Below are 25,674 nucleotides of genomic sequence, written 5' to 3'. Positions count from 1 at the left end.
CTGGGCGCGCTGGCCGGGCCAGGGATTCTGGCCAACAAGGGCATCGTGGGCGAGGTGATTCGCCTGCTCGATGCCGGCGCCAGCAGCCAGACCATTGCGGGCCTGGGGCTGCAACTGCTGGGGGCGAGCACCCCCACCCAGATCGCGCAGACCCTGTGGACCAATGTGACGGGCCGGGCGGGCACCAGTGGGGAGCTCAAGATCCTTACCGACATCATGGCCGGGGGCACCAGTGCGGCTGAGCTGGTGGTGATGGCTGCCAACCTGGACCTCAATGCCACCCGCATCGATCTGGTGGGTTTGGCAGCAAAGGGCATTGAGTTCGCCTGAACGGGTTCACCGCCCAGATGACAAGGCCCGCGCATGCGGGCTTTGTTGCCTCTGCATGCGCGCGTACGCACCGGCAGAGTGCATGGCACACATCGCCTTACACAGATCGCTGCTTCGTCGCCTTTCTTGCAAAGACTTACCCCGGTTCATGCGTTGGAACATCGGGTGTGGATTTGTTATGCCATAGCCTCGGCAGGGCCATTTTCCCCAGCCCGCCACGTGACATGACCACCCCGCCGCAGCCCTACGGCGCTTCCAGCACCCTGTTCACTGCGCCCCTGTTCAGGGATGCCGGCGCCGCCTCGCTGCAACGCCAGCTGTACCACCGCATCAAGGATGCCATCCTCGATGGCCGCCTGACGGCGGGCAGCAAACTCCCCAGCTCGCGCCGCCTGGCCGATGAGCTGCAGATCTCGCGCAACACGGTGGTGATTGCGCTGGAGCACCTGGCCGCCGAAGGCTATGTCGCGGCCGAACGCAAGAGCCTGCGCGTGTCCCAGGTGGCCGCGCCGGCCAGGCCCTCGCACCCGGCGCCGCAGGCGACCAGCCCTGCGGGCCCGGTCGCTGCGCCGCCTGCACCCGTGGCCATTTCACGGCGCCTGCTGGGCATCGCCCCTCTGGTACCCCGCATGGACATGGGCGCGGCGCTGCGGCCCGGCGTGCCCGCACTTGACCACTTTCCGCTGAGCCAATGGCATGCCACGCTCAGCAAGGTGATCAGGAGCACGCGCCAGGACAGCCTGAACTACGGCAACCCCGCCGGCCACATGGCCTTGCGCAAGGCCATTGCAAGCCACCTGGCGCTGTCGCGCGGGGTGCGCTGCGACCCGGCCCAGGTCATTCTGACCGAGGGTGCGCACGAGGCACTGGGCCTGTGCGTGCGCCTGCTCACCAACCCCGGTGACACGGCCTGGATCGAAGACCCCGGCTACCGCGGCGCGCGCACGGCCCTGAGCGCGGGCGACCTGCACATCGTGCCGCAGCGCACCGACGCCCAGGGCATGGTCTGGAGCCCGCAAGACTGGCTGGCCCACCCGCCGCGCCTGGTCTACACCACCCCCTCGCACCAGTACCCCACGGGGGTGGTGATGTCGGTGGCCCGGCGCCTGGCGCTCATCGCCCAGGCGCAGGCCCAGGGCGCCTGGATCATCGAAGACGACTACGACAGCGAGTTCCGCCACAGCGGCGAGCCCGTGGCTGCCATGCAGGGCCTGGTGGCCGGTGCACCGGTGGTGTATGTGGGCTCGTTCTCCAAGACCATGTTCCCGGCGCTGCGCCTGGGCTTTCTGGTGCTGCCGGGCCCCCTGCTCTCGGCCACCCAGGGCTCGCTGCGCGAAATGCTGCGCGGCGGCCACGTGCACGAGCAACTGGCCATGGCCGACTTCATTGAATCGGGCCACTACGCGCGCCACCTGCGCCGCATGCGCCGGCTCTACCGCGACCGGCAGGCGGCCCTGCGCGCCACGCTGGCCGAGCACCTGCACGTGCCCCATGTAGTGGAGGGCGGCCATTGCGGCATGCAGATCGCCGTGCGCCTGCCACCAGACTACTGCGACATCGACATCGTGCACGCAGCGCAGGAGCACGGCATCCTGCCCACGCCCCTGTCGCTGCTGAGCCTGCGCCGCCAGCCCCAGGACAACGGGCTGCTGCTGGGCTACGGCAACACCTCGGCCGAGGTCTTCGAGCCCGCCGTGCGCAAGCTCTCGCAATTGATGCAGGCCCCCGTAGCGCGGCAGGCAGTGCGCCGTTGAACGGCCACTGCGGCCGTCACACCGTGCCGGCAGTCGTCAGCAACTGCCGCACCTGGCTGGGCTTCATCGCGCATTCACCGCGCCCGAACCAGGGGCCCCAGCCCTGCAGGATCTTGCGCGAGAACCAGCCCCCCTCAGTACTGTAGGCCTTGACCGATGCGGCCACGGCGCCCGTCCTGCGGTCCAGGTAGTCGGTCTGCTCCACGCTGATGGGGATCCACCGATCCGCCACAATCCCATGCCCCTTGTGCACCTGCCGCAGGTCGCGCGGGTGGTCCACCTTGAAGTGCACCTGGTAGGCATTCTCGGGCCGGCACAGCGCCTCGAACTGCCGCGCCCCGGCGATCTCGTCGGCCATGGGGGCCACGAGCAGCAGGGGCATGAGCGCCAGCCACAGCGCGGTGCGCAGCCCGATGGAAACGGGAATCCGCTTGACCAGCTTGAACGCCAGTGCCGACGCAACGGCCGCCCAGAACAGGACGACCAGCAGGAACAGGATGGCGGACATGAGATAAGGCAGAGGCGTGGTGAGGGCAGTCTGGAAACGGCTGCTCAGCTTATCAAGAAACCGGCGCTTCGCCCTCGCGCTACAGCACTGTCTTGGGCGTTCGCCTGCCTTTCCGTCGCACCGTGGGCCGCGTCTGCGAAGGCAGCACTCAGGCCGTACCAGCGCCGCTCACCCGTTCGCGGAACTGATCGGGCCGAGGGGCGCATTCAGGTCTGCCGAACCAGGGCCCCCACCCTTGCAGCACATGGCGGGAAATCCACCCTCCATGGGTGGTGTAGGCATTGATGAACCCTGCAGGGGCTCCTGTCGATTTTTCAATGAGGTCTATGCGGCGCACGCGGATGGGCATTGCTTTACCCGCAACCTCTTCAGACTGTCCGTGGACCAACTCCAGATCCGCCGCACTCTCCACCCGGGAATGGACGTGGTACGCATTCTCCGGCTTGCAAAGCGCTTCGAACTGCCTTGCTCCGACCACTTCATCAAGCACGGGAACAACCCAGAGTACAGGAACGATGACGAACCACAGGCCCACCCGCACTTCGGCAGAAGCGCCGATCGGCCTTACCAGGCGAAAAGCGAGGGTCGCCACGATGCCCGTCCAGACCAGGGCAACCAGCAAGAACGCAATGGCAATCATGAAGAGGAATGCACCAGACGCAAGACCAAATCAGGGAGCAAACCCGTCGCGCTGAGGGCCCAGCCCATCCACAAACCAACAACTGGCCTCATGAAGCATTGGCAGAGCAGCGGTCTGGCCATTCAGATATCCATTGCGGGCTTGTGTTCCTCGGGCGGCACGAACTTCCACCGCCCCACCAGCAGCGAGAACACGAAGGCCCCGGCCGCGAACAGCCCGAGCACGGCCAGCGCCATGCCCCAGTCGCCGCCCAGCGCACCGAAGGCGCTGGCGCGCACGGCCTTGATGGACCAGGTGAAGGGCAGCCAGGGGCTGATGTCGCGGTAGAAGGTGCTGGTCAGCTCCACCGGCAGCACACCGCCGGCCGACGACAGCTGCAGCACCATGAGGATCAGCGCGATGGCCTTGCCCACGTCTCCGAAGGCGCGCACCAGGGCCAGGATGACGAGCATGAAGGTCAGCGAGGTGACCGCCATCGACAGCGCCAGCCCCAGGGTGTTGACGGCCTGTATGCCCAGCATGAACCAGACCATGGCCAGCACGCAGGCGGCCTGCAGCAGGTTCACGCTCCACAGCACCCAGAGCTTGCCCAGCAGCAGCGAGATGCGCGAGTAGCCCGCGGCCTCGTCGGGCAGGCGGCGCAGGTGGAAGATGAAGGCCGTCATCACCGCGCCCAGCCACAGAGCGATGGGAATGAAGTTGGGCGCCAGGCCCATGCCGTTGTTCTTGACCGGTGCATCGATCTCGATCTGCGGCTTGACCGAGATCGCCAGGCCGCTGGCCGTGCCCTCCATGCCGGGGCCGCCCGAGGGCAGCGAGGCTTCGAGCGTATCGAGCCCCAGCACCAGTTGCGAGGAGCCGTCCTTCACCTTGAGCAAGCCCGTGCGCAGCTCGCCGGCGGCACCGGCCAGTGCCTTGCTGCCGTCCACCACCTGGTCCACCTTGGCATCGGCCGGCACCTTGGCCGCCAGCGTGGAGGCGCCGGCCGAATACGCACCAAAGCCGTCCGCCATCTGCGCCACGCCCTGCGACAGGGTCCCTGCGCCCTCGGCCAGTCGGGCCTGGCCCTGGCTGGCCTGCTGCAGGCCGCCATGCAGTTGCGTCGCGCCATCGGCCAGCTGCCCGGCAGCGCCCGAGACTTTGTCGCCGCCGAAGAGCAGGCCCTTGGACTCGTCGCGCAACTGCCCCGCCCCATCGGCCAGGCGCTGCGCACCGTCTTCGAGCTGCGGCAGGGCCTGGCGCAGTTCCTCCTGCCCGCTGGCCAGTTGCCGGGCGCCGGCTTTCAGGGCCTGCAGGTCCGCTGCCTCGGGCTTCTTCGCATCGAGTGTGCGCGCACCGGCACCCAGCTGCTTCATGCCATCGCCCAGTTGCGCCACGCCGCTGGACAGCTCGGTCGCCCCCTTGGCCAGTTGCGCCGAGCCGCCCTCGGCTTTGCCCATGCCGCTATGCAATGCCACCGCCCCTTCGCGCAGCTTGGCAACGCCTTCGTGCAGGCGCTGCAGGCTGTCGGCCGCCGAAGAGCTGGCACCGAGCACCACCTCCCAGCGCTTTTCGTTGAGCGATTCGTTGACCTGGTGCCCCAGTTCCTCGGCAAAGCGCCGGGCAAAGCCGGCACCCGCGTAGTTGTTGCCCTCGGAGGCAAACACCACCAGCTTGCCGGCCCCCGGCGAGCCCGCGGCCATGGCCCCGGCGCTGAAATCGGCCGGAATCACCAGCGCAAACAGGCTTTTGCCCTGGCGCACGGCACGCCGGGCCACATCAGGGTCGCCCTCTTCATAAAAGCCGAACTGCTCTTTGTCCTTGAGCGTCTGGGCCAGGTCCATTCCCAGGTTCACCGCCTGGCCGTTGGCCATGGCGCCACGGTCCAGGTTGACGATGGCGGCCGGCAGGTTGCGGGTGTGGCTGGTGGGGTCCCACACCGATTCGAGGTAGATGAAGGCGTAGAACGCCGGGATGACCACCACGCCCAGCAGCGACCAGCGCAGCTTGGGAAAGGCGCGTAACAGCCGCGCCTCGAGCATCGAGACGCGCAGGGCATTGCGAAACAGTCGCATGGCAGGCAGCTTGGGTCTTCTGTTGTCTTTGTGGAGGCAGCGCAAAAAAACCATGGCCTCGCATCAAGCGCTAGTGCCCTGCCTCTTATCCCCCCGGAGTTTGCCCTGAACTGCCCCACCCCGCCTGTACGCCAGGCGCCGTAGGCCTGCGCAATTGTGTAAAGATTTATGTTGTAACAGGCCCTGCCGCCAGCCGCGCCCGGGCGGCGGGCGTGGCCAGGCAACTGGTCAGGGCCTCATAACCCGCTGCACCACCATAGGGCGCCACCACCTGCGGCAGCGTGTGGTTGGCCGGGCACAGCACGATGGTCTCGTGCGGGCCCACCAGCGCCAGATCCAGGATAGCGGAGGACCGCGTCATGATGAACACCGGCCCTCCCTCCCCTGGTGCGCCCTGGTGCCGCGCACGGCGGCGCAGCCAGTGCGCCAGCGCCTCCTGCGTGGCAGAGTCCAGCCCGTTCTCGATCATTTCCACCACCAGCGGCGGCCGGCCACCATCGGCGACAACTGCCTGCACCAGAATGCGCAGGGACGGCGAGTCGGTGGCGCCCTCCTCGCACAGCCAGGCCAGCTCAGCGTCGATGGGGCCATCGCATGGCCCAGTCCACCGCCGATCCTCGTCCAGGTAGATGCAGCCGGGCAGTGCCGCGGCAATGCAGTGCATCAGCCGCGTCTTGCCACTGCCCAGCGGGCCCACGATGTAGTTCAGGCGCCGCACCTCGGCCAGCTCGAAGCGCTCGCCATTCCACGGCCAGGGCAGCGTGAACGACAGCACCGGCGCAGCGCGCGGCTGCAGCGTTGCCGCCAGGTCCACCGTGCGCAGCGGCTGGCCCGCGGCCATGCCCGCACGCAAGGCCTTCACCTGGTCGATGGCGTGGCGGGTCTGGTGGAACTGCCCCTCCAGCTCGGCCTGCCGCGCGGCCAGCGCCAGTTGCAGGGCCGCGGCATCGCCCTGCAGCGCCGCGGCCACCTGGGCCAGCGTGAGGCCCAGGGCGCGCAGCTGCACCACGGCCCGCGCGCGCTCCAGATCGGCCTCGGCATACAGGCGGTAGCCCGCATCCGACCGCTGCGGCCGCAGCAGGCCATGCTCCTCATAGATGCGCAGCGCCTTGGCAGAAACGCCGAGGGCCCGGCTGGCTTGTGCGGCGCTCCAGCGCCTGGTGGAAATCGACATGCCCGTCATCCTTTCAAGCATTGTGAAGGAGGTGCATGCTCAGGCCGGCCCCAGGGGCCGGGTCAAGCGGATCCAATGGCCGGGCCCAGATGCGCCAGTGCCGCTGCCAGGTCATCGCACAGGTCGGCAGGCGCCTCCAGCCCGATGTGCAGGCGCACCAGGCGCCCGGCGTCGGGCTGCACCGGCAGCGCGCGCAGGTGGTGTGCAATGGCCGGCATCACCAGGCTCTCGAAACCGCCCCAGCTCGTGCCCAGCCCGAACAGCTGCAGCGTGTTGATGAACTGCTCGAACGCCGCCTCGCTGCAGGGCGCCAGCTCCACCGTGAAGGGCCCGGGTGCGCCGCTGAACTGCCGCCGCCACAGCGCATGGCCCGGGTCCGACGGCAGGGCCGGAAACAGCACCCGCTCGATCTGCGGCTGCCCCTGCAGCCAGGTAGCCACGGCCAGCGCGCTGGCATGGTGGCGCGGCATGCGCAGGCCCAGGGTGCGCATGCCACGCAGCGCCAGCGCACAGGCATCGGCCGAGACATGCGTGCCCTGGCGGTCGCACCAGGCCCGGGTGGAAGCCAGCGCCTCATACGAGCCCGTGACCAGCCCCAGCACCACGTCCGAATGGCCGTTGATGTACTTGGTGGCCGCATGGATCGACAGCGCAATGCCCAGCGCGTGCGCATCGAAGAAGAGCGGCGTGCCCCAGGTGGAATCGCAGGCCACCGGCACGCCCCGCGATGCCGCGAATTCGCAGACCGCCGCCGCGTCCAGCATGCGCATCGTGAGCGACGAGGGCACCTCGATGAAGACCAGGCAGGCCTGGTCGGTCAGCCGCTCGCGCAGGCAGTCCACGCTGTCGAAATAGTCGATGCGGCACTGCAGCGGCGCCAGCACCTGGTCGCACAGCACCTTGGCCGGCCCGTACACCCCCTCCTGCACCAGGATCTGCCCGCCCGGCCGGGCATGGGCACCCAGCACGGCGGCAATGGCCGCCAGGCCCGATGGCATGGCAATGCAGCTCTGCGCACCGCACAGCTGCGCCATGGCGGCCTGCAGCTCGAACTGGGTGGACGTGCCCGAGCGCCCGTAGCGCGCAGCCTCGAACACGGTGCCGCGGTACGAGTCCTTGAACTCCGCCAGGGTCGGGAACACGGTGGTCGAGGCCCGCACCAGCGGCGGGTTCACCGACCGGGCCGCCGTGGCGGAAGCGCGGCCCAGGTGCGCCAAGGCCGTATCGGGGTGCCAGGGAGTGCCGCGGGCGGTGCGCGATGGGAATGCAAGTGCAGGGGGGTGATTCATGCCGCCAGCGTAGTGGCGCAGGGGCAGTCCGTCTCCCGCCAACCGGCCAGTTTCTGTAGAGTACCGGACATGGCCGCCCCTGCCCTTCACCGCCCCGTGGACTGGGGACGCATCACGCGCCCCCTGGTGGCCATGGAAAACCGCTGGCCCTCGGGCCGCTCCACGGGCTGGCATGCCCACCCCCGCGGCCAGCTGCTCTATGCCACCGAAGGCGTGATGGTCGTGCACTCGGACGCCGGCTCCTGGGTGGTGCCGCCCCACCGCGCGCTGTGGATGGTGGCCGGGCTGCGCCACAGCGTCACCATGTCGGGCGACGTGCTGATGCGCACCGCCTATATCGATGCCGCCGCCATCGCGCGCCTGCCGGCGGCCAGCTGCGTCGTCAACGTCTCGCCGCTGCTGCGCGAGCTGCTGGTCGAGGCCGTGCGCCTGCCCATGGAGGGCGCCCTGTCCGCGCGCGACCGGCGCCTGCTCGCCCTGCTGGTCGATGAGCTACGCACCTGCGACACGCTGCCGCTGCACCTGCCCCTGCCCGCCGACGAACGCCTGCGCAGCGTATGCAGCGCGCTGATGGAACGGCCCGACGATGCGCGCAGCGCCAGGGCCTGGGCCTCCACCATCGGCGTGGGCGAGCGCACGCTGCAGCGCCTGTTCGTGCAGGGCACGGGCATGGGCTTTGCGCAGTGGCGCGAGCAGGCCCGGCTGCTGGCCGCCCTGACCGCCATCGCCCGGGGCGAGAAGCTCATCGCCGTGGCCCTGGGCTGCGGTTATGCCAGCCACAGCGCCTTCACCGCCATGTTCCGCCGCCACTTCGGCGTACCGCCCTCGGTGTTCTACCGGTAGCAGGGCGGCCACCAGGTGCTTGGGCGCCTAGTTGGAGGATGCCGTCCCCGGGCCGCCAGCACTGCCGCCCGCCCGGATCTTTTGCAGCTCTTTCACGAACCACTGGGCGCTGGGCTGAACGCTGCCGTTGCAGCGCACCTGGTAGGCCTGGCCCGAGGCGCTGCTCGACGAGGCGGCCAGCTCGATGAATTTCTCGGTGCTGGGCAGCGTGCTGCGCTTTTCGATGTAATCGAGCTTGCGCAGCAGGTGCGTCTTAGCCTCCGCGGCGCCGTGCCAGGAGCCATTGCGCTGGAACTCGCAGCCCGAGGACTGGAGCGCGGCGAGCAGGGCATCGATCTCGCCGCGCACCGGCGCGGCCGCGGGCGCGGCGAGCGCCAGGCTCGCAACCAGGCTAAGCCCCCAGGCAACCACGGCGCGCTGCAGATGTCGTCTTGTCATGGACGAAAAGGATACCCCGTGGCCCAAGGCCTCAGCACTCGTAGGGATCAATGCGGAGGACCCGCGGCACGCCCGGCTGGCTGCACCCCTTGGTGCACTGGTACACGGGCCAGCGCGGGTCATCACAGACCTTCTTGCGGCCGGGCACCCGGCGGTACGTGGCACCGGCCAGCACCGTGGCGCCATCGGCGCCGCAGGCAAACCCGGTCCGGCCGTCCGGGGTCCACTGGCATTGGCTGTCGAAGGCGAACATGCCCGGCGCCGAGGACCGCGCCACAGCGGCCGGCTGCGGCTTCGCGGGCCGCAGCATGTCCACCCCGATCATGAGCTTGCCGTACTCGCAGCCCCCGTCGGTGATGGTGACCTCATGCGTGCTGGAGCGCCCGGACAGGACCTCGGAGCAACCCGCATGCCCTGCCCCGCTTGCCAGCAAGGCAGCGGCCAGGACCAGGCATGCGCGCAGAGTCCTGAGCATGGCAGTCGATCAGATCGGTTGAGCGATGAGGTCGTGGCCGCGCACGCCCACGATGCGGGCGCGCGTGAACTCGCCCACCTTCATGGTCTTGCTGATCTTCTCGGGCGGCAGCAGCTGCACCGTGCCGTCGATCTCGGGCGCATCGGCGTAGGTGCGGCCCACGCCGCCCTTGCGGCCCAGCGCGGGGGCGGAATCAACCAGCACCTGCATGGTGGCGCCCACACGGCGCTGCAGGCGCGCGATGGAGACCTCTTCGGCCACGGCCATGAAGCGGGCTCGGCGCTCTTCGCGCACTTCCATGGGCAGCATGCCGGGCAGCTCGTTGGCGGCGGCGCCGTTCACATCGCTGTAGGCAAAGCAGCCCGCGCGGTCGATCTGCGCCTCGCGCACGAAGTCCAGCAGGTGCGCAAACTCTTCTTCCGTCTCGCCGGGGAAGCCGGCGATGAAGGTGCTGCGGATCACCAGCTCGGGGCACACCTCACGCCAGCGCTGGATGCGCTCCAGGTTGCGCTCGCCGCTGGCCGGGCGCTTCATGCGCTTCAGTACATCGGGATGGCTGTGCTGCAGCGGCACGTCCAGGTAGGGCAGCACGCGGCCCGTGGCCATGAGCGGCAGCACATCGTCCACGCTCGGGTAGGGGTACACGTAGTGCAGGCGCACCCAGGCGCCATAGGGCTCGGCGATCTCGCCCAGGGTCTGCACGAGTTCGAGCATGCGCGTCTTCACGGGCTTGCCGTCCCAGAAGCCGGTGCGGTACTTCACGTCCACGCCATAGGCCGAGGTGTCCTGGCTGATGACCAGGAGCTCCTTCACGCCGCCTTCGAACAGGGCCTTGGCCTCGCTCAGCACATCGCCGATGGGGCGCGACACCAGGTCGCCGCGCATCGAGGGGATGATGCAGAAGGTGCAGCGGTGGTTGCAACCCTCGCTGATCTTGAGGTACGCGTAGTGCTTGGGCGTGAGCTTGATGCCCGCCACACCAAAGCCGCCAGGCACCAGGTCGATGAAGGGGTCGTGCGGCTTGGGCAGGTTCAGGTGGACAGCGTCCATGACTTCCTGCGTGGCATGCGGGCCGGTCACGGCCAGCACGCTGGGGTGCATCTGGCGCACCATGTTGCCGCCGCCCTCGGCCTCGCGCGCACCCAGGCAGCCGGTCACGATGACCTTGCCGTTCTCGGCCAGCGCCTCGCCGATGGTGTCCAGGCTTTCCTTCACGGCATCGTCGATGAAGCCGCAGGTGTTGACGATGACGAGATCCGCCCCCTGGAAGGTCTTGGAGGTTTCGTAACCCTCGGCGCTCAATTGCGTGAGGATCAGTTCGGAATCCGTGAGGGCCTTCGGGCAGCCAAGGCTCACAAAGCCGACTTTGGGTGTTTTCGTGGGGGACAGTACTTCGCTCATAGCCCTCTATTGTCCCAGTTCTGGGGGAAAAGGGATATGGAGGGGGCTCTTTGGTGGGCTGACACCAGGCTCAAACCGGCTGCACAGCCCAGGCCAATCCCCGCATGTTGCTCATGGAGACAACTTTGACGTGGCTATCCACCGCAGCCAGTCTCTGCTTAAGTTTTTGCTTGATGTCAGCGGGGTCTACCAAGGGTTTGTGTGCCTGGGGCATTTCCAGGTGGGCGACAACCCTGAGCTCTCTGCAAGTCAGAATACTGGCAGCAAAGGCCTTCTCAGCCTCGTCGTTGGCACCAAGCTTGGCTGGAAGCAACGCCGCCAGGCTCATTAGCACTTTTTGTGCAATGGCATCAGGCAGGCCTGTGGGTTTGATGGTGTCTGGGTGGCGATAGTCCTTCACCTCGATGAAGTACACGACCCTGTCAGGCGCCTTGGCCAGAAGGTCAACCGCCTTGATGCCATCCATCTGCCTGGAAAAGCGGGATCGATAAAAAACCCAATCATCGAATTTTTCGACCTCCCAGCCATCAGGAAAAGTGAATTTCAGCCTTTCCACTCTTTTCTCTACGGGCATACGAACCTCACAGATCCATATACCGATCAGATTGGGCCAAACTTTCCTCCAGAGAAGAGATGGAGCCTATGCTATTGACGTCATCTGCTTGGTGAAGGGTAGCCGTCTCGCCATCGAAAGTCAGTCCAAAATAACGAACGGGGACCGAATTTTCATTGCCTTGGCTGCCAAGCAGAATCTCGAATTCACGCAGCAAGAACAAGCTGTGGGTCGCAATGAACACCTGAATTCCTTGCGCGGCAAGGTCCACGATGCTTTTCGCCAGCGTCTTGATCAATTTCGGATTGAGATTTGTCTCCGGTTCATCCCAGAACAAATATCCTTTGTCAAGCAGCACACCGGTGCTGATCAGACGGGCCAGCATAGCGAATTTGCGCAACCCCTCTGCGACCAACGGCATCTCCATGCGGCCCTCCCCGGCCAATCTCAGGTAGAAACGTCCGCTCGCCGCGTCCATTTCCACCCGTCCGCCCAAAGCCTCTTCCAGCGGTTTCAGCAGCTTTGCGGCGCGTGTCTCGCGAGGGCCCTTCACGGAAGGTGCGCCCAGCAGCGATACCGTATCTCGCCATGTCTCCTCGAATTCAAGATGGTAGTTGTCGTAGAGATTGAGGAACCAAGGACACAGGGTAAGCAATTCCCTCGTCGGGAAGTACACCGGCGACTGCGTGAGCACGGCATCTGGAACCTGCGTCACATCGACTTGGGATTTTGCATTGGTCGCAAAGCCAATTGCGCTGCTTATATTGGCTTGGCTCATGCCAACCCGAATTTCGCACCGGTCACGCCCCTGCTTGCGCTTGACCAATCGGCCCAGAGATTCAGGCCGCATCACTTTTACAAGCTTTTCTGCATAGGCTTTCTCAAGATGGGTCTTGGTCAGATCTTCAGCCTGAGCAGATTGCACCTTGAGCATCGAGTACAAAGTCTTGAGCACATGCGATTTTCCCAAACCATTCTCGCCAATGATGACGTTCAATCCATCAGCGAACTCCCAAACGCCATTGGGTACAGTGGTCAGACTTTGAAAAGCGGCTGTTTTGATCATTGGTATTCCTCACCCTTGCACCTGGAGCACGACCGCCATCAGCAATTGTGCAAAGTGTAAGGTGTCGGCGCCCCGGCAGATGGCTCGCAAAATAGGAAGCAACTGCAGCGACACCCACCATGCCCACCTCCCTCACCCTGCACTACCACCCCCTGTCCTCGTACTGCCACAAGGTGCTGATCGCCCTGGATGAACTCGGCATCGCGCCCGAGCTGCGCCTGCTCAACCTGGGCGACCCGGCCGAGCGCGCGGCCTTTCTGGCGCTGTGGCCCACAGGCAAGATGCCGCTGTTGGTGGACGCAGGCCGCCTGGTGCCGGAGACCAGCATCATCATCGAGCACCTGCAGCGCCACCATGCCGCCGCCGGCCGTGCGCCGCTGATCCCCCACGACCCGGACGCGGCCCTGCAGGTGCGCCTGTGGGACCGGCTGTTCGACCTGTATGTGATGACGCCAATGCAGGCCTGCACGGCCGACCTGCTGCGGCCCGAGGGCCAGCGCGATGCCCTGGGCCTGGCCCGGGCGCGCGAGGCGCTCTCTGCCGCCTACGCCATGGTCGATGCGCACATGGCCGGGCGCAGTTGGGCCGCGGGCGATGCCTTCAGCCTGGCCGACTGCGCCGCGGCCCCTGCGCTGTTCTATGCCGTGACCCATGTGCCGCTGGACGCCCGGCACACGCACCTGGCAGCGTACTTCGAGCGCCTGGTGGCACGCCCCTCGGTGGCGCGCGCCATCGAGGCGGCGCGGCCCTTCTTCCGCTTCTACCCGGGGCGCCAGGGGCTGGCGCTGCGCTTCTTCGACCCCGAAGCGCAGGGTTGACATGCCATCGCCCTCTTCCACCCCACCGGGCGATCTGGACCGCATGTTCTTCGCGCTGGCCGACGCGCACCGCCGCGGCATGCTCGAATTGCTCAGCCGCGGCGGGCCGGCATCGGTGTCGGAGCTGGCCGCGCCGCTGCAGATCGCCCTGCCCTCGGCCGTGAAGCACCTGGCCGTGCTGGAGCAAGGCGGCTTTGTCGCCTCGCGCAAGGCGGGTCGGGTGCGCACCTTCCAGATCGAGGCCCGCGGCTTCGACGCCATGAACACCTGGCTCGCACAGCACAAGGCCATGCTGCACGCGCAGTTTGACCGGCTGGGCGACTACCTCACGCAGCAGCAGGCAGAGCCAGCACAACAAGGAGATCCACCGTGACCACGAGCCACCAGCCCAGCATGCAGACCGATTTCGTGATCGAGCGCCGGTACCCGGCCGCGCCCGACGCGGTGTTTGCCGCCTGGGCCGACCCCGTGGCCAAGCGCCTGTGGTCTGATTGCCACCCCGAGCACACGACCCACTATGCGCTCGACTTTCGGCTGCACGGGCACGAGACGCACCGGGTGCGGCATGCCGATGGGCGCTTGCAGGAGATCGAGAAGCTGTTCTTCGACATCGAGCCCGGCCGGCGCATCGTGTTTGCCTACGACATCCGGCTCGATGGGCGCACCCTGTCGGTGTCGCTGGCCACCGTGGAGTTCTTCGCAGCACCAGCGGGCACCCGCATGGTGTACACCGAACAGATCAGCTATCTTGACGGGCACGAAGACCGCGCGCAGCGGCTGCAAGGCACCGAGGAGGGGTTGGACCGGCTGGGGCTGTACCTGGCGCAGCTTGGCGCTGCCTCATAGGCAAGGCGGCCGCCTAGCCGCTCACTTCCACGCGCGCCACATGCCCGCGCTCGATGTAGCAGGTGAAGTGGCGCCGCGCCGTGCCGTCCTGCAGGCATTCGAAAGACAGGTCCCAGGGCTTGAGTTCGTCGCCATCGGCCGGAATCGACAGACCCACCCATGCGAACGCGTCCCGCCACTGGGCGGGAAACTGGCGGCGCACCCAGTCTTCGTACTCGCCGACCAGCAGGTCCTCTCCCTTGTGGAAAGCTGCATCGGGGTAGTGGATGTAGCGCTCGAAAAAGGCCACCTGTGCAGGCACGGGTTCAGCCCCGCCCGGGGCCTCGATGGCCAGGGTCAGCGGGTGGCCCATAACTTGGGTCTCCCCCTCCCAGTACGAGCCATGCTTGGCGCGGATGAGCACCAGATCGCCGAAGACAGGGTGCGCGAGCCTGCGCTCCCCTCCTCCAAACAGGCGTTGCAGAAAGCCCATGGCGACCTCCGGTCGGATCAGCGCTTGAGTCCAAAGGCTCCCAGCATCTGCTCCGTCTGCTTTTGCATCTGCTCCTGCATCTGCGTGAGCATGGACTGCGACTGCTCGACGTAGTTGCCCATCATGCCCTTGAGCATGGGCGACTGCAGGTTCATGAACTGGGCCCACATCTCGGGCGTCACGCTCTGGCTCTGCTCGGCCAGCTTGGCCTGCACGTCGGTGAAGGCCTGCACATTCTTTTCGAGGTAGGCGCCCATGAAGCCCTGCATGGCATGGCCGTAGAAGCGGATGATGTTGGCCAGCACGGCCTCGGTGAACATGGGGGCGCCACCGGCTTCTTCTTCCAGAATGATCTGCAGCAGGATGCTGCGGGTGAGGTCTTCGCCCGTCTTGGCATCGCGCACCACCACGTTGTGGTGGGCCATCACCAGCTCGCGCACCTCGGCCAGCGTGATGTAGGTGGAAGTGTCGGTATCGTACAGACGGCGGTTGGGGTACTTCTTGATCACGCGCTGTGCAGACTTGCCGCCGGCGGGTGCAGATGCAGGCGCGGATGCGGCGGGGGCGCTCTTCTTGTCGGACACTACGGACTCCTCGGGCGCTCGGGCCCATGTGTGACTGTTCTGTGGCTATTGCAGTGCAACAGATTCTAGGCAGTGCAGCCCCCCGGCGCGGCAAAGGAATACCCTGATGGGGAGAAGTCGCGCATTTGACAGCAAAGCCCGATAGAAAACGGCGCCCAGAGCTGCCCTAAAAAGAAAAAGGCGGCACCATGTGCCGCCCTTGGATGACGCGCTTTTGGTCGCGTGTCAGCGGTAAACGTAAGTCGCGCTGTAGCGCAGGCCCGCGCCCGCGATGCTCAGCGTCATGCCGATGGTGCCCGTGCCAGCGATGACATCGAAGGTGCAGACATTGAGCGTCCAGTTGTTGGCCAGCGCGTTTTGCTGGCTCTGGGTGATGGGCAGGCGCAGAGACGCATCGCTGCAGAACTCCTGCTGGCTCATGGGGCGCGTGACGTTGACCAGGGTGATGGGGTTCTTCGCCGTGTTCACCTCGGTCACGCGCACTTCCAGCAGATGGCCGGTGGTTCCGGTGCCGCTGAAAGGGGGGGTGGTCACCACGCCGCCATAGCTCATCAGCGCAAACGAAGGGTTGCCCAGACTGACCTGGGTGAAGATGTCCTTGCCCAGGGCCAGCCGGGGCAGGTACAGCAGCTTGCCATTGCTGATGAACTGGTTGTCCTCGCCCACCACGGCAGGGTCGCCGGCCTTGAGCTCGCCCACGTCGAGCAGCTTGATCACCACATTGAAGTACTTGGCGTTGTCGATCTGCAGCACGGGCATGCTCAGCGTGCCGGCGGTGCCATCGAACACTGCCGGATCCGCTGCCTGGGCCCCTGCCATGGCACTCACGAGAAACGCCGCAACCGCGAGGTTTTTGGGGTTCGGTTTCACGTCTGATCTCTCCTGGAGAGCCCTGCGGGCCCTGTAACCGTTAACGTACATCGTAACCAACTGAGTCGGGCAACAATCTGCGCTGCCCGACCGGGTGCGTCGCGCATGCGCCACACCTTAATGGGTGTATTGTCCGCCACCCTGTCCCCACCTGCTGGTGACCGGGGGCACAAGCTCGTGCAGAAAAACGCCTCATTTTTCAGCAGAAACTGCCGGAATTCGCAGCATCAGAAATCGCAATGAAAATGATTTCGATACATAAATCACGTTTTTGGTACCAGTGGCGTGCTCAGCAGGGGGCGCAGCACGGCTTGTGCCAGAGCCTGTGCTCACCGGCTCTGGGTCGGGGCATTGGCTGGCATACGCAGCATGGACAGGGCGGTACGGTGGGCTTGTCGGGGCACACCGCCTCTTTCATTCCAGGAGTTCACCATGCCCGCACCCGCCCCCCAGCCCCTGCCGCCCATGGACATCCCGCCGCTTGAGCAGCCGCCACGGCCCGCCTGGGCCCCCGAGCCGCCCCAGGGCGACCCGCCGCCCGGCCCGGCAGAGTCACCGGTGCAAGACCCACCGCCCCATTTCTGAAAAAGGCCCGGGCCCCACGGCAAGAGGCCGCTGCGCACCCTTGCGGCCGGTGCCGCCTTGGATCCTTGGGGCGACACAGGCCCTAGCACGGCACGGCCTGTGGCCACACCCCCCGCATGGGGGAGTGCTTTGGCCTTGACAATCGGCGCCGCCCCAAGGGTTTCACACAACGGAGATGGGGCGACGGCAGGCCCCATCGGTCGTATATTCACCCCCACGGGTGATGACTTCAGGCCGGCATTTGCCGACAATGCCGAGCAGCCCCACGAAGCTGCCATGGCGGCTGCGGCCCGCCCCATGACCCCGCGCCAGCGATGCTGCCCAGACAGCCGGTGCGCGGGCCCCTTGTGTGACAGGGATGGATGAAAGGCAAGGCCCGGCAGGTGTTTTCTTTGCGAACCGACTCTCCCGCAGGGTCTGCCAAGGACCGCTCTTCGCTGCGGCTCGAACCGTGGCGGGTGTTTCTGTTTGTGTTCGCGCTGGCCGGGGTGGCCCTGGCCGTCCAGCTGTTCACCGTGCGCCACGCCATCCGCGAGGTCGAGGTGGCCCGCCTGCAGGACGTGAGCCGCTATGCCTCGGAAAACCTCACTCGCCAGCTCAAGGGCCTGAACGAGGCGCTCACGCGCATCAGCCGCGACTACCGCGCCTCGGCGCTCGCGGCGTCGAGCAGCGACTCCTCGCGCCAGTTGCACCTGCTCACCGACGTGATCCAGGCGGTGCGCGGGCTGGCGGTGTACGACGCCAACGGCACGGCCGTGGCCTCCGACCGGGCCATCGACGTGGGCCGCGACTTCTTTGCCAAGGAGTTCTTTCGCACCGTACGCGGCCGGCCCGACCCGCATGTGCTCTACCTCTCGCGCCCCTCGGCCTCGGACGACGACGGCGTGGCGCTGCACCTGTCGCGCGCCGTGTTCGACGCCGCCGGCCAGTTCACGGGCGTGGTCACAGCCACGCTGGACGACGAGTTCTTTGCCTTCACCCTGCGCGCGGCCCTGTTTGCATCGGACATGCGGGCCACCATGGCCCATGCCGACGGTGAGGTCTTCGTGACCGTGCCCGGCATGGGCTCCGAGCGCATGGCCAACCTCTCGCGGCCGGGCTCTGCGTTCGAGGCCCATGTCCAGAGCAAGCGGCAGAACACGGTGTACGAGGGCCTGGTGCCGGCCACCGGGCGCGAGCGGCTGGTGGTGCTGGCCAGCGTCAAGCCGCAGGGCCTGGGGCTGGACAACACCGTGGTGCTGGCCGTGAGCCGCGAGCGCTCGGAGGTCTACGCCCCCTGGTATGCCCAGGTGCGCCTGTACACCACGCTGTACGCCGCCGTGCTGGTGCTGGCCACGGGCCTGCGCCTGTTCGAGCGCCGGCGCCTGCGCCGGCTGCTGGCGCAGGAAGAAGCCTCGCAGGCCGCGCTGCAGCTCACCGCGGCGCGCCTGGAGCGCGCACTCGACGGCGCCCAGTTGGGCCTGTGGGAGCTGCAGGTGGACGCGCGCCAGCTGCGCATCGATGCACGGGGCGCGCGCATGCTGGGCTATGGCAGTGCCGAGGTGGTGCGCTCGGTCGAGGAATGGACGGCCACCCTGCACCCGGCCGACCGGGCCGGCAACACCGCGGCCTTCGCCAGCCACCTGCGCGGTGCCAGCCCCGCCTACGAAAACGAGTTCCGCGTGGGCGTGGGCAACGGCGGGCAGTTCGTGTGGCTGTTCAGCCGTGGCAAGGTGACCGAGCGCGCCGAGGGCGGCACGCCCCTGCGCATGATCGGCACCTTCATGGACATCACCGAGCGCAAGGCCAATGAGGCAGCGCTGGCCGATGCGGTGCTGCTGCAAAAGAAGTCCGGCGAGATCGCCCGGGTCGGCGGCTGGACGCGCGATCTGACCACCGGCCAGTCGCAATGGACCGACGAGGTCTACCGCATCCACGACCTCGACCCCGGCAGCGCGCCCGACCTGCCGCGCACGCTCGACTACTACACCCCGGCCTCGCGGCCCCTGATCGACGCCGCCGTGCAGCGCTGCATACAGGACGGCACGCCCTGGGACCTTGAGCTGCAGATCGTCTCCGCCAAGGGGCGGCTGCTGTGGGTGCGCACGCAGGGCGAGGCCATCCGGCGCGATGGCGCCATCGTGCGGCTGGCGGGGGCCTTCCAGGACATCACGGCGCGCAAGCAGGCCGCGCTGGAGCTGGAGCGGCTCAACGCCACACTGTCCGAGCTGTCCTACCAGGACGCACTCACCGGCCTGGGCAACCGCCGCCTGTTCGACGACACGCTGCAGGCCGAGTGGGCGCGCAATGCGCGCCAGGGCTCGGCGCTGTCGCTGCTGATGGTGGACGTGGACTACTTCAAGCGCTTCAACGACCTGCACGGCCACCAGGCGGGCGACGAATGCCTCAAGCGCGTGGCCCACGTGCTGCGCGATGCTCTGTGGCGCTCGCACGAACGCGCCATGCGCTATGGCGGCGAGGAGTTCGCCATCCTGCTGCCCGAGACCACGCTGGAGGGCGCGCGCCAGGTGGCACAGCGGCTGCTGGACGCCATCGCGGCCGCCCGCATCGCGCACGGCGCCTCGGTGCTGGGGCCCTGGGTCACGCTGAGCATCGGCGTGGCGTGCGTCATGCCGGCGGCAGACGGCCGGCCCACCCACCTCACCCAGCGTGCGGACATGGCGCTCTACCAGGCCAAGTCGCAGGGCCGCGCCTGCTTTGTCGCCGACGAAACGCCCACCAGTGTGCTTTGACTACCGGCTGGCGCTGCCGTCGAGCAGCGCGCGCACGCGGCGCGCCATGTCATCCACCTCGAAGGGCTTGGTGAGGATCTCCATGCCGGGCGAGGCGAAGGGCTGCGAGGCCGAGACCTTCTCGGCATAGCCCGTCATGAACAGGATCTTCATGTCCGGCCGCTCGGCGCTGGCAGCCTCGGCCACCTGGCGGCCGTTGAGCCCCGGCAGGCCGACATCGGTGATGAGCAGGTCGATGCGCCGCTCCCGCACGCGCAGCTGGTCCAGCCCCGACAGGCCGTCGTGCGCCTCCAGCACCTCATAGCCCAGGTCGCGCAGCACTTCGGCCACCATCTCGCGCACCAGCGCCTCGTCCTCCACCACCAGGATCACCTCGCCCCGGGTCGCGGCCGCCGTGGCGGCGGGCGTGGGCAGCGGGTGCGCGGGGCTGTCCTCGGCGTTGAAATGGGCCGGCAGGTACATGCGCACCGTGGTGCCCTGGCCGTACTCGCTGAAGATGCGCGCATGGCCCTCGGACTGGCGTGTGAAGCCGTAGATCATCGACAGCCCCAGGCCCGAGCCCTCGCCCACCGCCTTGGTGGTGAAGAAGGGCTCGAAGGCATGGGCCAGGGTCTCGGCTGTCATGCCCGTGCCCGTGTCGGTCACGCTGATGCACACATAGGGGCCGGGCCGCACGCCGTGCAGGGCGGCGGCATAGGCCGCATCGAGCTCGGCGTTGTGGGTCTCGATGGTCAGCCTGCCTCCGCCCGGCATGGCGTCGCGCGCATTGATGGCCAGGTTGAGAATGGCGCTCTCGAGCTGGTTCTCGTCGCACAGCGTGGTCCACAGGCCGGGCGCGAGCTGCAGCCCCAGCTCCACCTTCTCGCCGATGGTCTGGCGCAGCAGGTCCTGCATGGACAGCACCAGCGGATTGGCGCGCACGGCCTTGGGGCTGAGCGGCTGGCGCCGCGAGAACGCCAGCAGCCGGTGCGTGAGCCCGGCCGCGCGCGAGGTGGACGCCAGGGCCCGCGTGACGTAGGTGTCCAGGTCGGCGGCGGCGCCCTGCGCGATGCGCTTGCGCAAGAGCTGCAGATTGCCCATGATGCCCTGCAGCAGGTTGTTGAAGTCGTGCGCAATGCCGCCCGTGAGCTGGCCCACGGCCTCCATCTTCTGCGCCTGGCGCAGAGCCTCCTCGTGCTGGCGCAGCTGGGCGGTGCGCTCGGCCACCTGCGACTCGAGCGTGGCGTTGAGCGTCTGCAGCGCGGTCTCGGCCTTGCGCCGCTCCTCGATCTCGCGCTGTGCGGCCTCGAACAGGCGCGCGTTGTCGATGGCAATGGCCGCCTCGGCCGCCAGCAGTGCCACCGAGCGCTCGGAGCGCTCGGTGAACACCCCCGCCTGCGAGTGGCCGAAGAACAGCCCGCCGATCACCTCGCTGGCGCGGTTGACCACCGGCACCGCCAGGTAGCTGGTCACGGCCAGGTGGCCCTGGGGCATGCCATGGTAGGGCGCACTGCGGCCATAGCGCGGGTCGCGCCGGATGTCGTCCGAGCGCACGATGCCCTCGCCCGCGAAGGTGGGGCCGAACACCGCCGTGTTGCGCGGCATGGGAAAGTTTTCGAACGCCGCGCGCGGCGCGCCCGACAGGGTGTACAGGGTGTAGCTCTCGCCCGCCTCGTTCACCCGGTTGTAGAAGAAGGCGCCGAACTGCGCGCCCGTGACCTCCACGCCGGCATCGGTCACCGCCTGGACCACCTTGGCCAGGTCGTTCTCGCGCGCCAGCGTGGCGCCGGCGCGGTTGAGCACCTCCAGCGTGCGCTTTTCCTCGCGCAGCGCGTCCTCGGACACCTTCCACTGCGTGCGGTCGCGCAGCACCTTCACGAAGGCCACGGGGGCGGCCGCGGGGTCGGTCACGGGCGTGAGCTCGCCCACGGCCCAGAAGCGCGAGCCATCGGCGCGCATGCGCCAGCCCTCGTGGCCGCCGCGGCCCTTGGCCAGGGCGTCGGCCATCTCCTCGGTCACGCGCGCCTGGGGGTTGGTCTCCTCGGGGAAGATGCGCAGCAGGGTGTGGCCACGCATCTGATCCTCGGTCCAGCCCAGCAGGCGCACGGCACCGGGGTTCCAGCTGAGCACGGTGCCGGCGCTGTCCAGCGCGATGATGGCCGTGTCGGTGGCGCTGTTGATGACGGTGGATAACGCGGCTGCGCTCAGTTGCATGGGCTGTGTCTCGTTGAACACGTTCTTCGGGGCCGAGGGCTCCCTGCTCGGGAAGGGCCCACTGTAACGTCTCCCACCCATTTGAACCACCGGGTGTTCATGGGGTGGGCGGGCCCCGCCGGCCTTCAGCCGGGCCCGGGGTCGGGCAGCCCCATGCAATGCTCGAAGAAGGCATCGAGTTCGGTGGACTTGTCGAACACGCCGTCGGCACCCAGCGCCTGGCAGCGGCGGCGCATGTCGGGCGTGGCGTAGTTGGACAGCACATAGACATGCTGGCTGGCATCGCGCTGGCGCACCGCCTGCAGCACCTCCAGGCCCGAACCGGCGGCCAGGAACAGGTCCACCACCATCAGCTGCCACTGCCCGCGCCAACGCTCCAGCGCCTGCCGGGCGCCCGTGGCCGTGGCAGCAATGGCAACAACGCGGGCATTGGCCAACTCCTCCAATGCCGGGACCAGTGTCTCGCTGATCATTTTGTTGTCTTCGACAAGGATGGTGATGAATGGCATCGTGGACCGTGCCGGTTACACCGGTAATGGGCAAGCTGCCTACAATCTAAGCTTGCAGCCGGATCCGGCGTGTAGGCGGGCGCCCCGCGTGTAGGGCCTGCTACACCGGAATGTGTGATTTTTTCCACCATCAGGCGGACATCTATGCCCAGCGACCCGAAGACGCCCCCGGCCTCCCCCGAGATTGCCGAGGTCTTGAGCCAGAACGAGGAAGCGGCCGAGCAGATCAAGGCCACGGCCAGCGAACTCGACGTGGTGCACGCCGTGCTGTCCACGCAGATCCCGCCCGAGCACCTGGAGGGCGACCTGCAGGCCGCAGTGGAGCGCACGGACGAGCTGGAGCAGCAGCTCAGCGAGACGGCCGAGGCGCTCGAAAAGTCCAACGACCTGCTGCGCGAGATCGACGCCAGGCACAACGGCGGCGCCGCCAAGGCCGGCAAGTAAGGCCTGCCCGCTCGGCGGCATCGTCCTACAACCGCGCGGCCACCGCGTGCGCACACTGGGCTTTTGCGCCACAAAGGCCCCACCATGGCCACACAGCCGCCACCACCAGACAGCAAGCCCCGCCAGGACCCTGACCGCCCCACGCCGGCCTTCACGGAAACCGAGGCTTCCGGCAGCCGGCGCAAGCCCGCCGACGCAGCACCAGAACGCGGGGAGCAGGCACCCACGGCCCCCGCACCCCATCCGCCCGAGTCGGATGTGAACCCCGAAACCCCGGCCAGCATCAACTCCCCATGATGGGGCGGCGCGAGCCAGCGAAAGGCATGGCGGCCGCGGGCCTCACAGCGGGGTCAGCGCCTCGGGCAGGCACGATTCCTCATGGCCCACGAGGCGTATCCACATACCGGTCTTGCGGATGATGATGTAGTCGACGGTGACGACGCGGCCTTTGTAAAGGAATTGGGAGCCGGGTTTGTACAGAACCATGGAGCAGGCGAAGAAGGCGGGTTGCAGATGGCGCATGGACCACCTGCAAGAAACAGGCCTTCGATGGTGCCTGCACCGCCCCTTGCGGGTTGTGACAGCCGCAAAAAACCCGGGGGTACGGCGGGCTGTTGCTTGACTTGCTCCGGCATGCCAGCTCCACCCTGCGCGGGGGCAAAAAAAGTGGCTGCGTGCCGGGCGCTCAAGGCGCTCAGTGCTCGCCGATGGCCAGGCCGTGCGCTGGCATATCAGCCCGCGGCGAAGAGGCTGAGGCCGACGATTGCGCCGACATGGACTGGGACGCGACGGGCAGGTGGCTCAGCACGGCAGCCTTGATCTCGGGCCCGGCCATCTTGAAGCCCACCACGGCCCAGACCACGAGCACCGCAATGGTCGCTGCCACGCCGAACACCCGCGAATCACCGGCAGCGTCGGCGCCCTGCAGCATGCCGTAGTGGCCCGATGTATTGCTCATGCTTTTCATGGTGTTGCTCCTGGCTGTGTGGTGCAGTGAAGTTAACGGCCAGACAGCGCCCGGACTGTCGGACAAACACCCTTCCTCGCTGCGAAAAACCCGCAGCCCCCGCCCTGCCCCGCCCGCCATGAAAAAAGCCGCCCGGCAGGGCGGCTTCAGGACCTTTTCACGGTCTCTTGGGGTGCCGTCACATGCGGTTCCAGGGCCATTCACCGCACTTGGACTGCGATACCGTCACATGGGCCAGGCGACGCATGGAGGTGTCATCGTAGATGTAGCTCAGGCGCACGCCGGCCTGCAGGTCGGGCGCCACATGCGGGTCGCGGCACAGCGTGCCCATCAGTTCACGCTCCACCATGGCCTCGAAGTCCGGCCGCACGCCGGCGGGGCTGACCAGGAACTTCACCGTCACATGCCGGCCCGCATGCGTGGCCGAGGTGTTCAAGATGCGCTCGTCGCGCCGCTCGCGCGCTTCGCCGTTGTACTCATCGGCCAGGCGGGCCGCGCGGGCCTCGGCGCTCATGCGCGGCGTGCGCTCGCCGGGCGCCACCCGCGCCATGAGGTAGTTCTCGTCGCACACCCGGAGCGCCACCTGGATGCCCGTGGGCGTGGGCTTGTTGGTGGCGGCATCCACACAGCGGTCGTATTGCGCACGCGCCCGGGGGCCGAGTTCATCGCGCGAACGCAGCGGATAGTCCTGCGCCATCGCGGCGCAGGAAAACAGCAACGCCGCGCCGAGCGCGGCAGCGCGTGCCAGTGGTGGTGGTTGCATGGTCCGCATGGTGTTTCCCCCGGTATCTTGTTGGTTCATTTCAGCGAAAACGCAGTGTGCGCGCGGGCCAGCCCTGCGGCAAGTGGCGTTGCCTGCGGTAACCGGCGGCACGGCGCCGGGGCATCCTTCAGCCTGCGGCAAAAGTCACCACGGCCACCAGCAGCATCACGGCGGCGGCGGCCAGCCACATCACGCGCGGGCCGTACTGGCCGAACTCCAGCTCACCGCCATCCGCCAGGCCGGCATCGGCAAAGGACATCTGGCGCTGCAATGGTTTGCTGGTGTTCATGGTGCTCTCCCGGTGTGGATGTGTGCAAAGGTAAGTACAAGGTAGCTGGCAGGCCCGGCCGTCCGTGTCAGACAAGGCCCCATCCTCGCAGCAGATGAGGCCGCCAGCGCAGGCGAGGTGGAAGGGGATGTGACATACCGCACGAAGAGCGCGCGAAAGTACCTCCGCAGGGGCGCCCGCAGGACAGAACGGGCGAGACGGCTGCCCGCTACTCGAAAACCTTGCCGCTGTGGTCGCACACCCAGCTGCGCGCGTGTTCCAGGGCCTCGTCCTCGGTATTGAAGGCCTCCTCGGGGCCGACGTTGAGCACCTCGCCCCCCGACAGCTCCACCGACACGACCGACCACTTCTCCCGGCGCTCCAGGGTCACCCAGCAGCTGTCCGAATCACTGCACCGCAAACGGTGCTCCGTTGTCACCATGGCCATCGGCATGTCCTTTTCTTCCCGCTGGCAGCCTCCAGGTTCACGCCCACCAGCACATCTATGGACCACTGTACGGCCCGGGCGCCAGGGCACACGTCAGCCAATGCCGACAGAATCAGACCTGTCAGGACAGCGCTTCCGTGTCGAGCCTGAGCTTGTGCGCCATGGCATGCTGCAAGGCGCTGGCCACCCCGCTGCGCTGGTAACGCCCGCCGGAAAACGGAAAGGGCTGGCCCCCTGGCAGCAGCCATTGGTTCGATGCGGCCTTGAAGCGCACGAAGCCCAGCACCACATCGCCCTGCAGCGGGGCCCGCGATGTGCAACTGAACACGGCGGCCCGGTCCATGTAGTTTTCATCGCCCAGGATCCAGCGCCGGGACAGGTCGATGCCACCCAGGGGTGTACCGAAGGTCAGCAGCTTCTCGCCATCGCCGCTGTGCTGCACCACCGTGATGCCCTGGGCGGCCAGGGCACTGCGGGTTTCGTCGACCAGCGCCAGGAACTCGCGCAAGGCCGATCCCGACTCCTGCGCGGAGTACGCGATCCGGTGCGGGGTGACTGCGTCCAGATAGTCGGTGAACTTCGCTGCCATGGCTTCTCCGGTTGCCCCCTGAGATTGACGCACCCGGCGTGGATGGAGCAAAGGGTTTACC

The 25,674-nt window shown here is 67.4% G+C and carries 30 protein-coding genes and 1 pseudogene; 10 read left to right on the top strand and 21 right to left on the bottom strand.

All coding sequences use genetic code 11. The features are described 5' to 3' along the window. Together AC3WOH_RS25195 and pdxR are read left to right on the top strand one after the other, a co-directional pair. Positions 1 to 330: pseudogene (locus AC3WOH_RS25195) on the top strand (matrixin); the annotation flags it as partial. Positions 331 to 554: 224 nt separating this feature from the next. Then, positions 555 to 2,084, top strand: coding sequence for a MocR-like pyridoxine biosynthesis transcription factor PdxR (gene pdxR / locus AC3WOH_RS25190; RefSeq protein WP_492232070.1), 1,530 nt, complete (start codon positions 555 to 557; stop codon positions 2,082 to 2,084). A 16-nt stretch (positions 2,085 to 2,100) separates the two neighbouring features. Here the strand turns inward: pdxR and AC3WOH_RS25185 are convergent, their stop codons facing one another. The 5 genes from AC3WOH_RS25185 to AC3WOH_RS25165 form a co-directional block, all read right to left on the bottom strand. Next, positions 2,101 to 2,592 carry a hypothetical protein gene (locus AC3WOH_RS25185; RefSeq protein WP_492232069.1) on the bottom strand — a complete coding sequence of 164 codons (492 nt, stop codon included), beginning with the start codon at positions 2,590 to 2,592 and terminating at the stop codon, positions 2,101 to 2,103. 148 nt (positions 2,593 to 2,740) lie between these two features. Then, the gene (locus AC3WOH_RS25180; protein ID WP_492232068.1) at positions 2,741 to 3,232 is read right to left on the bottom strand and encodes a hypothetical protein; all 492 of its coding nucleotides are present in this window, start codon (positions 3,230 to 3,232) and stop codon (positions 2,741 to 2,743) included. 122 nt (positions 3,233 to 3,354) lie between these two features. Continuing rightward, on the bottom strand, positions 3,355 to 5,286 hold the full coding sequence (locus tag AC3WOH_RS25175; protein ID WP_492232067.1) for a YhgE/Pip family protein: 1,932 nt from the start codon (positions 5,284 to 5,286) through the stop codon (positions 3,355 to 3,357). 166 nt (positions 5,287 to 5,452) lie between these two features. Then, complete coding sequence (locus AC3WOH_RS25170) at positions 5,453 to 6,460, bottom strand: MerR family transcriptional regulator (RefSeq protein ID WP_492232066.1); 1,008 nt, start codon at positions 6,458 to 6,460, stop codon at positions 5,453 to 5,455. Positions 6,461 to 6,522: 62 nt separating this feature from the next. Then, positions 6,523 to 7,749, bottom strand: coding sequence for a trans-sulfuration enzyme family protein (locus AC3WOH_RS25165; RefSeq protein WP_492232065.1), 1,227 nt, complete (start codon positions 7,747 to 7,749; stop codon positions 6,523 to 6,525). A 69-nt stretch (positions 7,750 to 7,818) separates the two neighbouring features. Here AC3WOH_RS25165 and AC3WOH_RS25160 point away from each other — a divergent pair, with 69 nt between their 5' ends. Further along, entirely contained in the window at positions 7,819 to 8,592 is a 774-nt protein-coding gene (locus AC3WOH_RS25160; protein ID WP_492232064.1) for an AraC family transcriptional regulator, read from the top strand. A 27-nt stretch (positions 8,593 to 8,619) separates the two neighbouring features. On the opposite strand, the gene AC3WOH_RS25155 is transcribed toward AC3WOH_RS25160, so the two are convergent. From AC3WOH_RS25155 to AC3WOH_RS25135, 5 genes are all read right to left on the bottom strand, one after another. Further along, a complete protein-coding gene (locus AC3WOH_RS25155; RefSeq protein WP_492232063.1) occupies positions 8,620 to 9,030 on the bottom strand; it encodes a DUF5329 family protein in 411 nt (136 codons plus the stop codon). 31 nt (positions 9,031 to 9,061) lie between these two features. Then, positions 9,062 to 9,505 (bottom strand): hypothetical protein, encoded by a 444-nt coding sequence (locus tag AC3WOH_RS25150; protein WP_492232062.1) that lies wholly within the window; start codon positions 9,503 to 9,505, stop codon positions 9,062 to 9,064. A 9-nt stretch (positions 9,506 to 9,514) separates the two neighbouring features. Beyond that, positions 9,515 to 10,906: a 30S ribosomal protein S12 methylthiotransferase RimO gene (rimO, locus tag AC3WOH_RS25145; protein WP_492232061.1), complete on the bottom strand. Its 1,392-nt coding sequence runs from the start codon at positions 10,904 to 10,906 to the stop codon at positions 9,515 to 9,517. 70 nt (positions 10,907 to 10,976) lie between these two features. Next, complete coding sequence (locus AC3WOH_RS25140) at positions 10,977 to 11,480, bottom strand: hypothetical protein (RefSeq protein ID WP_492232060.1); 504 nt, start codon at positions 11,478 to 11,480, stop codon at positions 10,977 to 10,979. Between the two features lie 7 nt (positions 11,481 to 11,487). Next, positions 11,488 to 12,525 carry an AAA family ATPase gene (locus AC3WOH_RS25135; RefSeq protein WP_492232059.1) on the bottom strand — a complete coding sequence of 346 codons (1,038 nt, stop codon included), beginning with the start codon at positions 12,523 to 12,525 and terminating at the stop codon, positions 11,488 to 11,490. A gap of 119 nt (positions 12,526 to 12,644) precedes the next feature. Between AC3WOH_RS25135 and AC3WOH_RS25130 the strand changes: the two genes are divergently transcribed. From AC3WOH_RS25130 to AC3WOH_RS25120, 3 genes are read left to right on the top strand one after another with little or no spacing between them, the layout of a single operon-like run. Further along, on the top strand, positions 12,645 to 13,343 hold the full coding sequence (locus tag AC3WOH_RS25130) for a glutathione S-transferase family protein (protein WP_492232058.1): 699 nt from the start codon (positions 12,645 to 12,647) through the stop codon (positions 13,341 to 13,343). A gap of 1 nt (position 13,344) precedes the next feature. Continuing rightward, complete coding sequence (locus tag AC3WOH_RS25125; protein ID WP_492232057.1) at positions 13,345 to 13,716, top strand: ArsR/SmtB family transcription factor; 372 nt, start codon at positions 13,345 to 13,347, stop codon at positions 13,714 to 13,716. After that, positions 13,713 to 14,189, top strand: a complete 477-nt coding sequence (locus AC3WOH_RS25120; protein ID WP_492232056.1) for an SRPBCC family protein — start codon at positions 13,713 to 13,715, stop codon at positions 14,187 to 14,189. Before AC3WOH_RS25125 ends, AC3WOH_RS25120 begins: the two co-directional genes overlap by 4 nt. A 13-nt stretch (positions 14,190 to 14,202) precedes the next feature. Here AC3WOH_RS25120 and AC3WOH_RS25115 read toward each other — a convergent pair whose 3' ends face one another. The 3 genes from AC3WOH_RS25115 to AC3WOH_RS25105 form a co-directional block, all read right to left on the bottom strand. Beyond that, a complete protein-coding gene (locus tag AC3WOH_RS25115) occupies positions 14,203 to 14,661 on the bottom strand; it encodes a hypothetical protein (RefSeq protein WP_492232055.1) in 459 nt (152 codons plus the stop codon). Between the two features lie 17 nt (positions 14,662 to 14,678). Beyond that, positions 14,679 to 15,245, bottom strand: a complete 567-nt coding sequence (phaR, locus tag AC3WOH_RS25110; protein WP_492232054.1) for a polyhydroxyalkanoate synthesis repressor PhaR — start codon at positions 15,243 to 15,245, stop codon at positions 14,679 to 14,681. A gap of 225 nt (positions 15,246 to 15,470) precedes the next feature. Further along, positions 15,471 to 16,115: a hypothetical protein gene (locus AC3WOH_RS25105; protein WP_492232053.1), complete on the bottom strand. Its 645-nt coding sequence runs from the start codon at positions 16,113 to 16,115 to the stop codon at positions 15,471 to 15,473. 432 nt (positions 16,116 to 16,547) lie between these two features. On the opposite strand from AC3WOH_RS25105, the gene AC3WOH_RS25100 reads away from it, so the two are divergent. Next, positions 16,548 to 16,700 (top strand): hypothetical protein, encoded by a 153-nt coding sequence (locus AC3WOH_RS25100; protein WP_184863900.1) that lies wholly within the window; start codon positions 16,548 to 16,550, stop codon positions 16,698 to 16,700. A gap of 458 nt (positions 16,701 to 17,158) precedes the next feature. Next, a complete protein-coding gene (locus AC3WOH_RS25095; protein ID WP_492232052.1) occupies positions 17,159 to 19,432 on the top strand; it encodes a sensor domain-containing diguanylate cyclase in 2,274 nt (757 codons plus the stop codon). On the opposite strand, the gene AC3WOH_RS25090 is transcribed toward AC3WOH_RS25095, so the two are convergent. Together AC3WOH_RS25090 and AC3WOH_RS25085 are read right to left on the bottom strand one after the other, a co-directional pair. Further along, positions 19,433 to 21,625, bottom strand: a complete 2,193-nt coding sequence (locus AC3WOH_RS25090; protein ID WP_492232051.1) for a response regulator — start codon at positions 21,623 to 21,625, stop codon at positions 19,433 to 19,435. A gap of 125 nt (positions 21,626 to 21,750) precedes the next feature. Then, the gene (locus tag AC3WOH_RS25085) at positions 21,751 to 22,134 is read right to left on the bottom strand and encodes a response regulator (protein ID WP_492232050.1); all 384 of its coding nucleotides are present in this window, start codon (positions 22,132 to 22,134) and stop codon (positions 21,751 to 21,753) included. A gap of 144 nt (positions 22,135 to 22,278) precedes the next feature. Here AC3WOH_RS25085 and AC3WOH_RS25080 point away from each other — a divergent pair, with 144 nt between their 5' ends. Further along, positions 22,279 to 22,578 (top strand): hypothetical protein, encoded by a 300-nt coding sequence (locus AC3WOH_RS25080; RefSeq protein WP_492232049.1) that lies wholly within the window; start codon positions 22,279 to 22,281, stop codon positions 22,576 to 22,578. Positions 22,579 to 22,662: 84 nt separating this feature from the next. Further along, a complete protein-coding gene (locus AC3WOH_RS25075; RefSeq protein ID WP_492232048.1) occupies positions 22,663 to 22,875 on the top strand; it encodes a hypothetical protein in 213 nt (70 codons plus the stop codon). A gap of 42 nt (positions 22,876 to 22,917) precedes the next feature. Here the strand turns inward: AC3WOH_RS25075 and AC3WOH_RS25070 are convergent, their stop codons facing one another. The 6 genes from AC3WOH_RS25070 to AC3WOH_RS25045 all read right to left on the bottom strand — a co-directional run bounded on the left by AC3WOH_RS25070 (position 22,918) and on the right by AC3WOH_RS25045 (position 25,613). Continuing rightward, positions 22,918 to 23,100 (bottom strand): hypothetical protein, encoded by a 183-nt coding sequence (locus AC3WOH_RS25070; protein ID WP_492232047.1) that lies wholly within the window; start codon positions 23,098 to 23,100, stop codon positions 22,918 to 22,920. 172 nt (positions 23,101 to 23,272) lie between these two features. Then, positions 23,273 to 23,545, bottom strand: coding sequence for a hypothetical protein (locus AC3WOH_RS25065; RefSeq protein ID WP_492232046.1), 273 nt, complete (start codon positions 23,543 to 23,545; stop codon positions 23,273 to 23,275). A 178-nt stretch (positions 23,546 to 23,723) separates the two neighbouring features. After that, positions 23,724 to 24,317: a hypothetical protein gene (locus AC3WOH_RS25060; RefSeq protein WP_492232045.1), complete on the bottom strand. Its 594-nt coding sequence runs from the start codon at positions 24,315 to 24,317 to the stop codon at positions 23,724 to 23,726. A gap of 118 nt (positions 24,318 to 24,435) precedes the next feature. Then, positions 24,436 to 24,597, bottom strand: coding sequence for a hypothetical protein (locus tag AC3WOH_RS25055; protein ID WP_492232044.1), 162 nt, complete (start codon positions 24,595 to 24,597; stop codon positions 24,436 to 24,438). A 208-nt stretch (positions 24,598 to 24,805) separates the two neighbouring features. Beyond that, a complete protein-coding gene (locus tag AC3WOH_RS25050) occupies positions 24,806 to 25,024 on the bottom strand; it encodes a hypothetical protein (protein ID WP_492232043.1) in 219 nt (72 codons plus the stop codon). A gap of 121 nt (positions 25,025 to 25,145) precedes the next feature. Next, positions 25,146 to 25,613 carry a hypothetical protein gene (locus AC3WOH_RS25045; RefSeq protein ID WP_492232042.1) on the bottom strand — a complete coding sequence of 156 codons (468 nt, stop codon included), beginning with the start codon at positions 25,611 to 25,613 and terminating at the stop codon, positions 25,146 to 25,148. Positions 25,614 to 25,674: the final 61 nt, after the last annotated feature.

The organism is Acidovorax sp. FW305-C-20-28 (assembly GCF_058783375.1).
The sequence above is the reverse complement of the archived record's forward strand: the minus strand, read 5'-3'. Positions and strand labels throughout refer to the sequence as shown.

Excerpts from the sequence above, each read along its gene's own strand:
- AC3WOH_RS25155 (WP_492232063.1), bottom strand. The coding sequence starts at position 9,030 with ATGACAAGACGACATCTGCAGCGCGCCGTGGTTGCCTGGGGGCTTAGC.
- AC3WOH_RS25075 (WP_492232048.1), top strand. The coding sequence starts at position 22,663 with ATGGCCACACAGCCGCCACCACCAGACAGCAAGCCCCGCCAGGACCCT.
- AC3WOH_RS25150 (WP_492232062.1), bottom strand. The coding sequence starts at position 9,505 with ATGCTCAGGACTCTGCGCGCATGCCTGGTCCTGGCCGCTGCCTTGCTG.
- AC3WOH_RS25060 (WP_492232045.1), bottom strand. The coding sequence starts at position 24,317 with ATGCGGACCATGCAACCACCACCACTGGCACGCGCTGCCGCGCTCGGC.
- AC3WOH_RS25160 (WP_492232064.1), top strand. The coding sequence starts at position 7,819 with ATGGCCGCCCCTGCCCTTCACCGCCCCGTGGACTGGGGACGCATCACG.
- AC3WOH_RS25165 (WP_492232065.1), bottom strand. The coding sequence starts at position 7,749 with ATGAATCACCCCCCTGCACTTGCATTCCCATCGCGCACCGCCCGCGGC.
- AC3WOH_RS25100 (WP_184863900.1), top strand. The coding sequence starts at position 16,548 with ATGCCCGCACCCGCCCCCCAGCCCCTGCCGCCCATGGACATCCCGCCG.
- AC3WOH_RS25135 (WP_492232059.1), bottom strand. The coding sequence starts at position 12,525 with ATGATCAAAACAGCCGCTTTTCAAAGTCTGACCACTGTACCCAATGGC.
- rimO (WP_492232061.1), bottom strand. The coding sequence starts at position 10,906 with ATGAGCGAAGTACTGTCCCCCACGAAAACACCCAAAGTCGGCTTTGTG.
- AC3WOH_RS25170 (WP_492232066.1), bottom strand. The coding sequence starts at position 6,460 with ATGTCGATTTCCACCAGGCGCTGGAGCGCCGCACAAGCCAGCCGGGCC.
- AC3WOH_RS25090 (WP_492232051.1), bottom strand. The coding sequence starts at position 21,625 with ATGCAACTGAGCGCAGCCGCGTTATCCACCGTCATCAACAGCGCCACC.
- AC3WOH_RS25055 (WP_492232044.1), bottom strand. The coding sequence starts at position 24,597 with ATGAACACCAGCAAACCATTGCAGCGCCAGATGTCCTTTGCCGATGCC.
- AC3WOH_RS25175 (WP_492232067.1), bottom strand. The coding sequence starts at position 5,286 with ATGCGACTGTTTCGCAATGCCCTGCGCGTCTCGATGCTCGAGGCGCGG.
- AC3WOH_RS25050 (WP_492232043.1), bottom strand. The coding sequence starts at position 25,024 with ATGGCCATGGTGACAACGGAGCACCGTTTGCGGTGCAGTGATTCGGAC.
- AC3WOH_RS25065 (WP_492232046.1), bottom strand. The coding sequence starts at position 23,545 with ATGAAAAGCATGAGCAATACATCGGGCCACTACGGCATGCTGCAGGGC.
- AC3WOH_RS25130 (WP_492232058.1), top strand. The coding sequence starts at position 12,645 with ATGCCCACCTCCCTCACCCTGCACTACCACCCCCTGTCCTCGTACTGC.
- AC3WOH_RS25045 (WP_492232042.1), bottom strand. The coding sequence starts at position 25,613 with ATGGCAGCGAAGTTCACCGACTATCTGGACGCAGTCACCCCGCACCGG.
- AC3WOH_RS25125 (WP_492232057.1), top strand. The coding sequence starts at position 13,345 with ATGCCATCGCCCTCTTCCACCCCACCGGGCGATCTGGACCGCATGTTC.
- AC3WOH_RS25140 (WP_492232060.1), bottom strand. The coding sequence starts at position 11,480 with ATGCCCGTAGAGAAAAGAGTGGAAAGGCTGAAATTCACTTTTCCTGAT.
- AC3WOH_RS25085 (WP_492232050.1), bottom strand. The coding sequence starts at position 22,134 with ATGCCATTCATCACCATCCTTGTCGAAGACAACAAAATGATCAGCGAG.
- AC3WOH_RS25080 (WP_492232049.1), top strand. The coding sequence starts at position 22,279 with ATGCCCAGCGACCCGAAGACGCCCCCGGCCTCCCCCGAGATTGCCGAG.
- AC3WOH_RS25185 (WP_492232069.1), bottom strand. The coding sequence starts at position 2,592 with ATGTCCGCCATCCTGTTCCTGCTGGTCGTCCTGTTCTGGGCGGCCGTT.
- AC3WOH_RS25180 (WP_492232068.1), bottom strand. The coding sequence starts at position 3,232 with ATGATTGCCATTGCGTTCTTGCTGGTTGCCCTGGTCTGGACGGGCATC.
- AC3WOH_RS25070 (WP_492232047.1), bottom strand. The coding sequence starts at position 23,100 with ATGCGCCATCTGCAACCCGCCTTCTTCGCCTGCTCCATGGTTCTGTAC.
- pdxR (WP_492232070.1), top strand. The coding sequence starts at position 555 with ATGACCACCCCGCCGCAGCCCTACGGCGCTTCCAGCACCCTGTTCACT.
- AC3WOH_RS25115 (WP_492232055.1), bottom strand. The coding sequence starts at position 14,661 with ATGGGCTTTCTGCAACGCCTGTTTGGAGGAGGGGAGCGCAGGCTCGCG.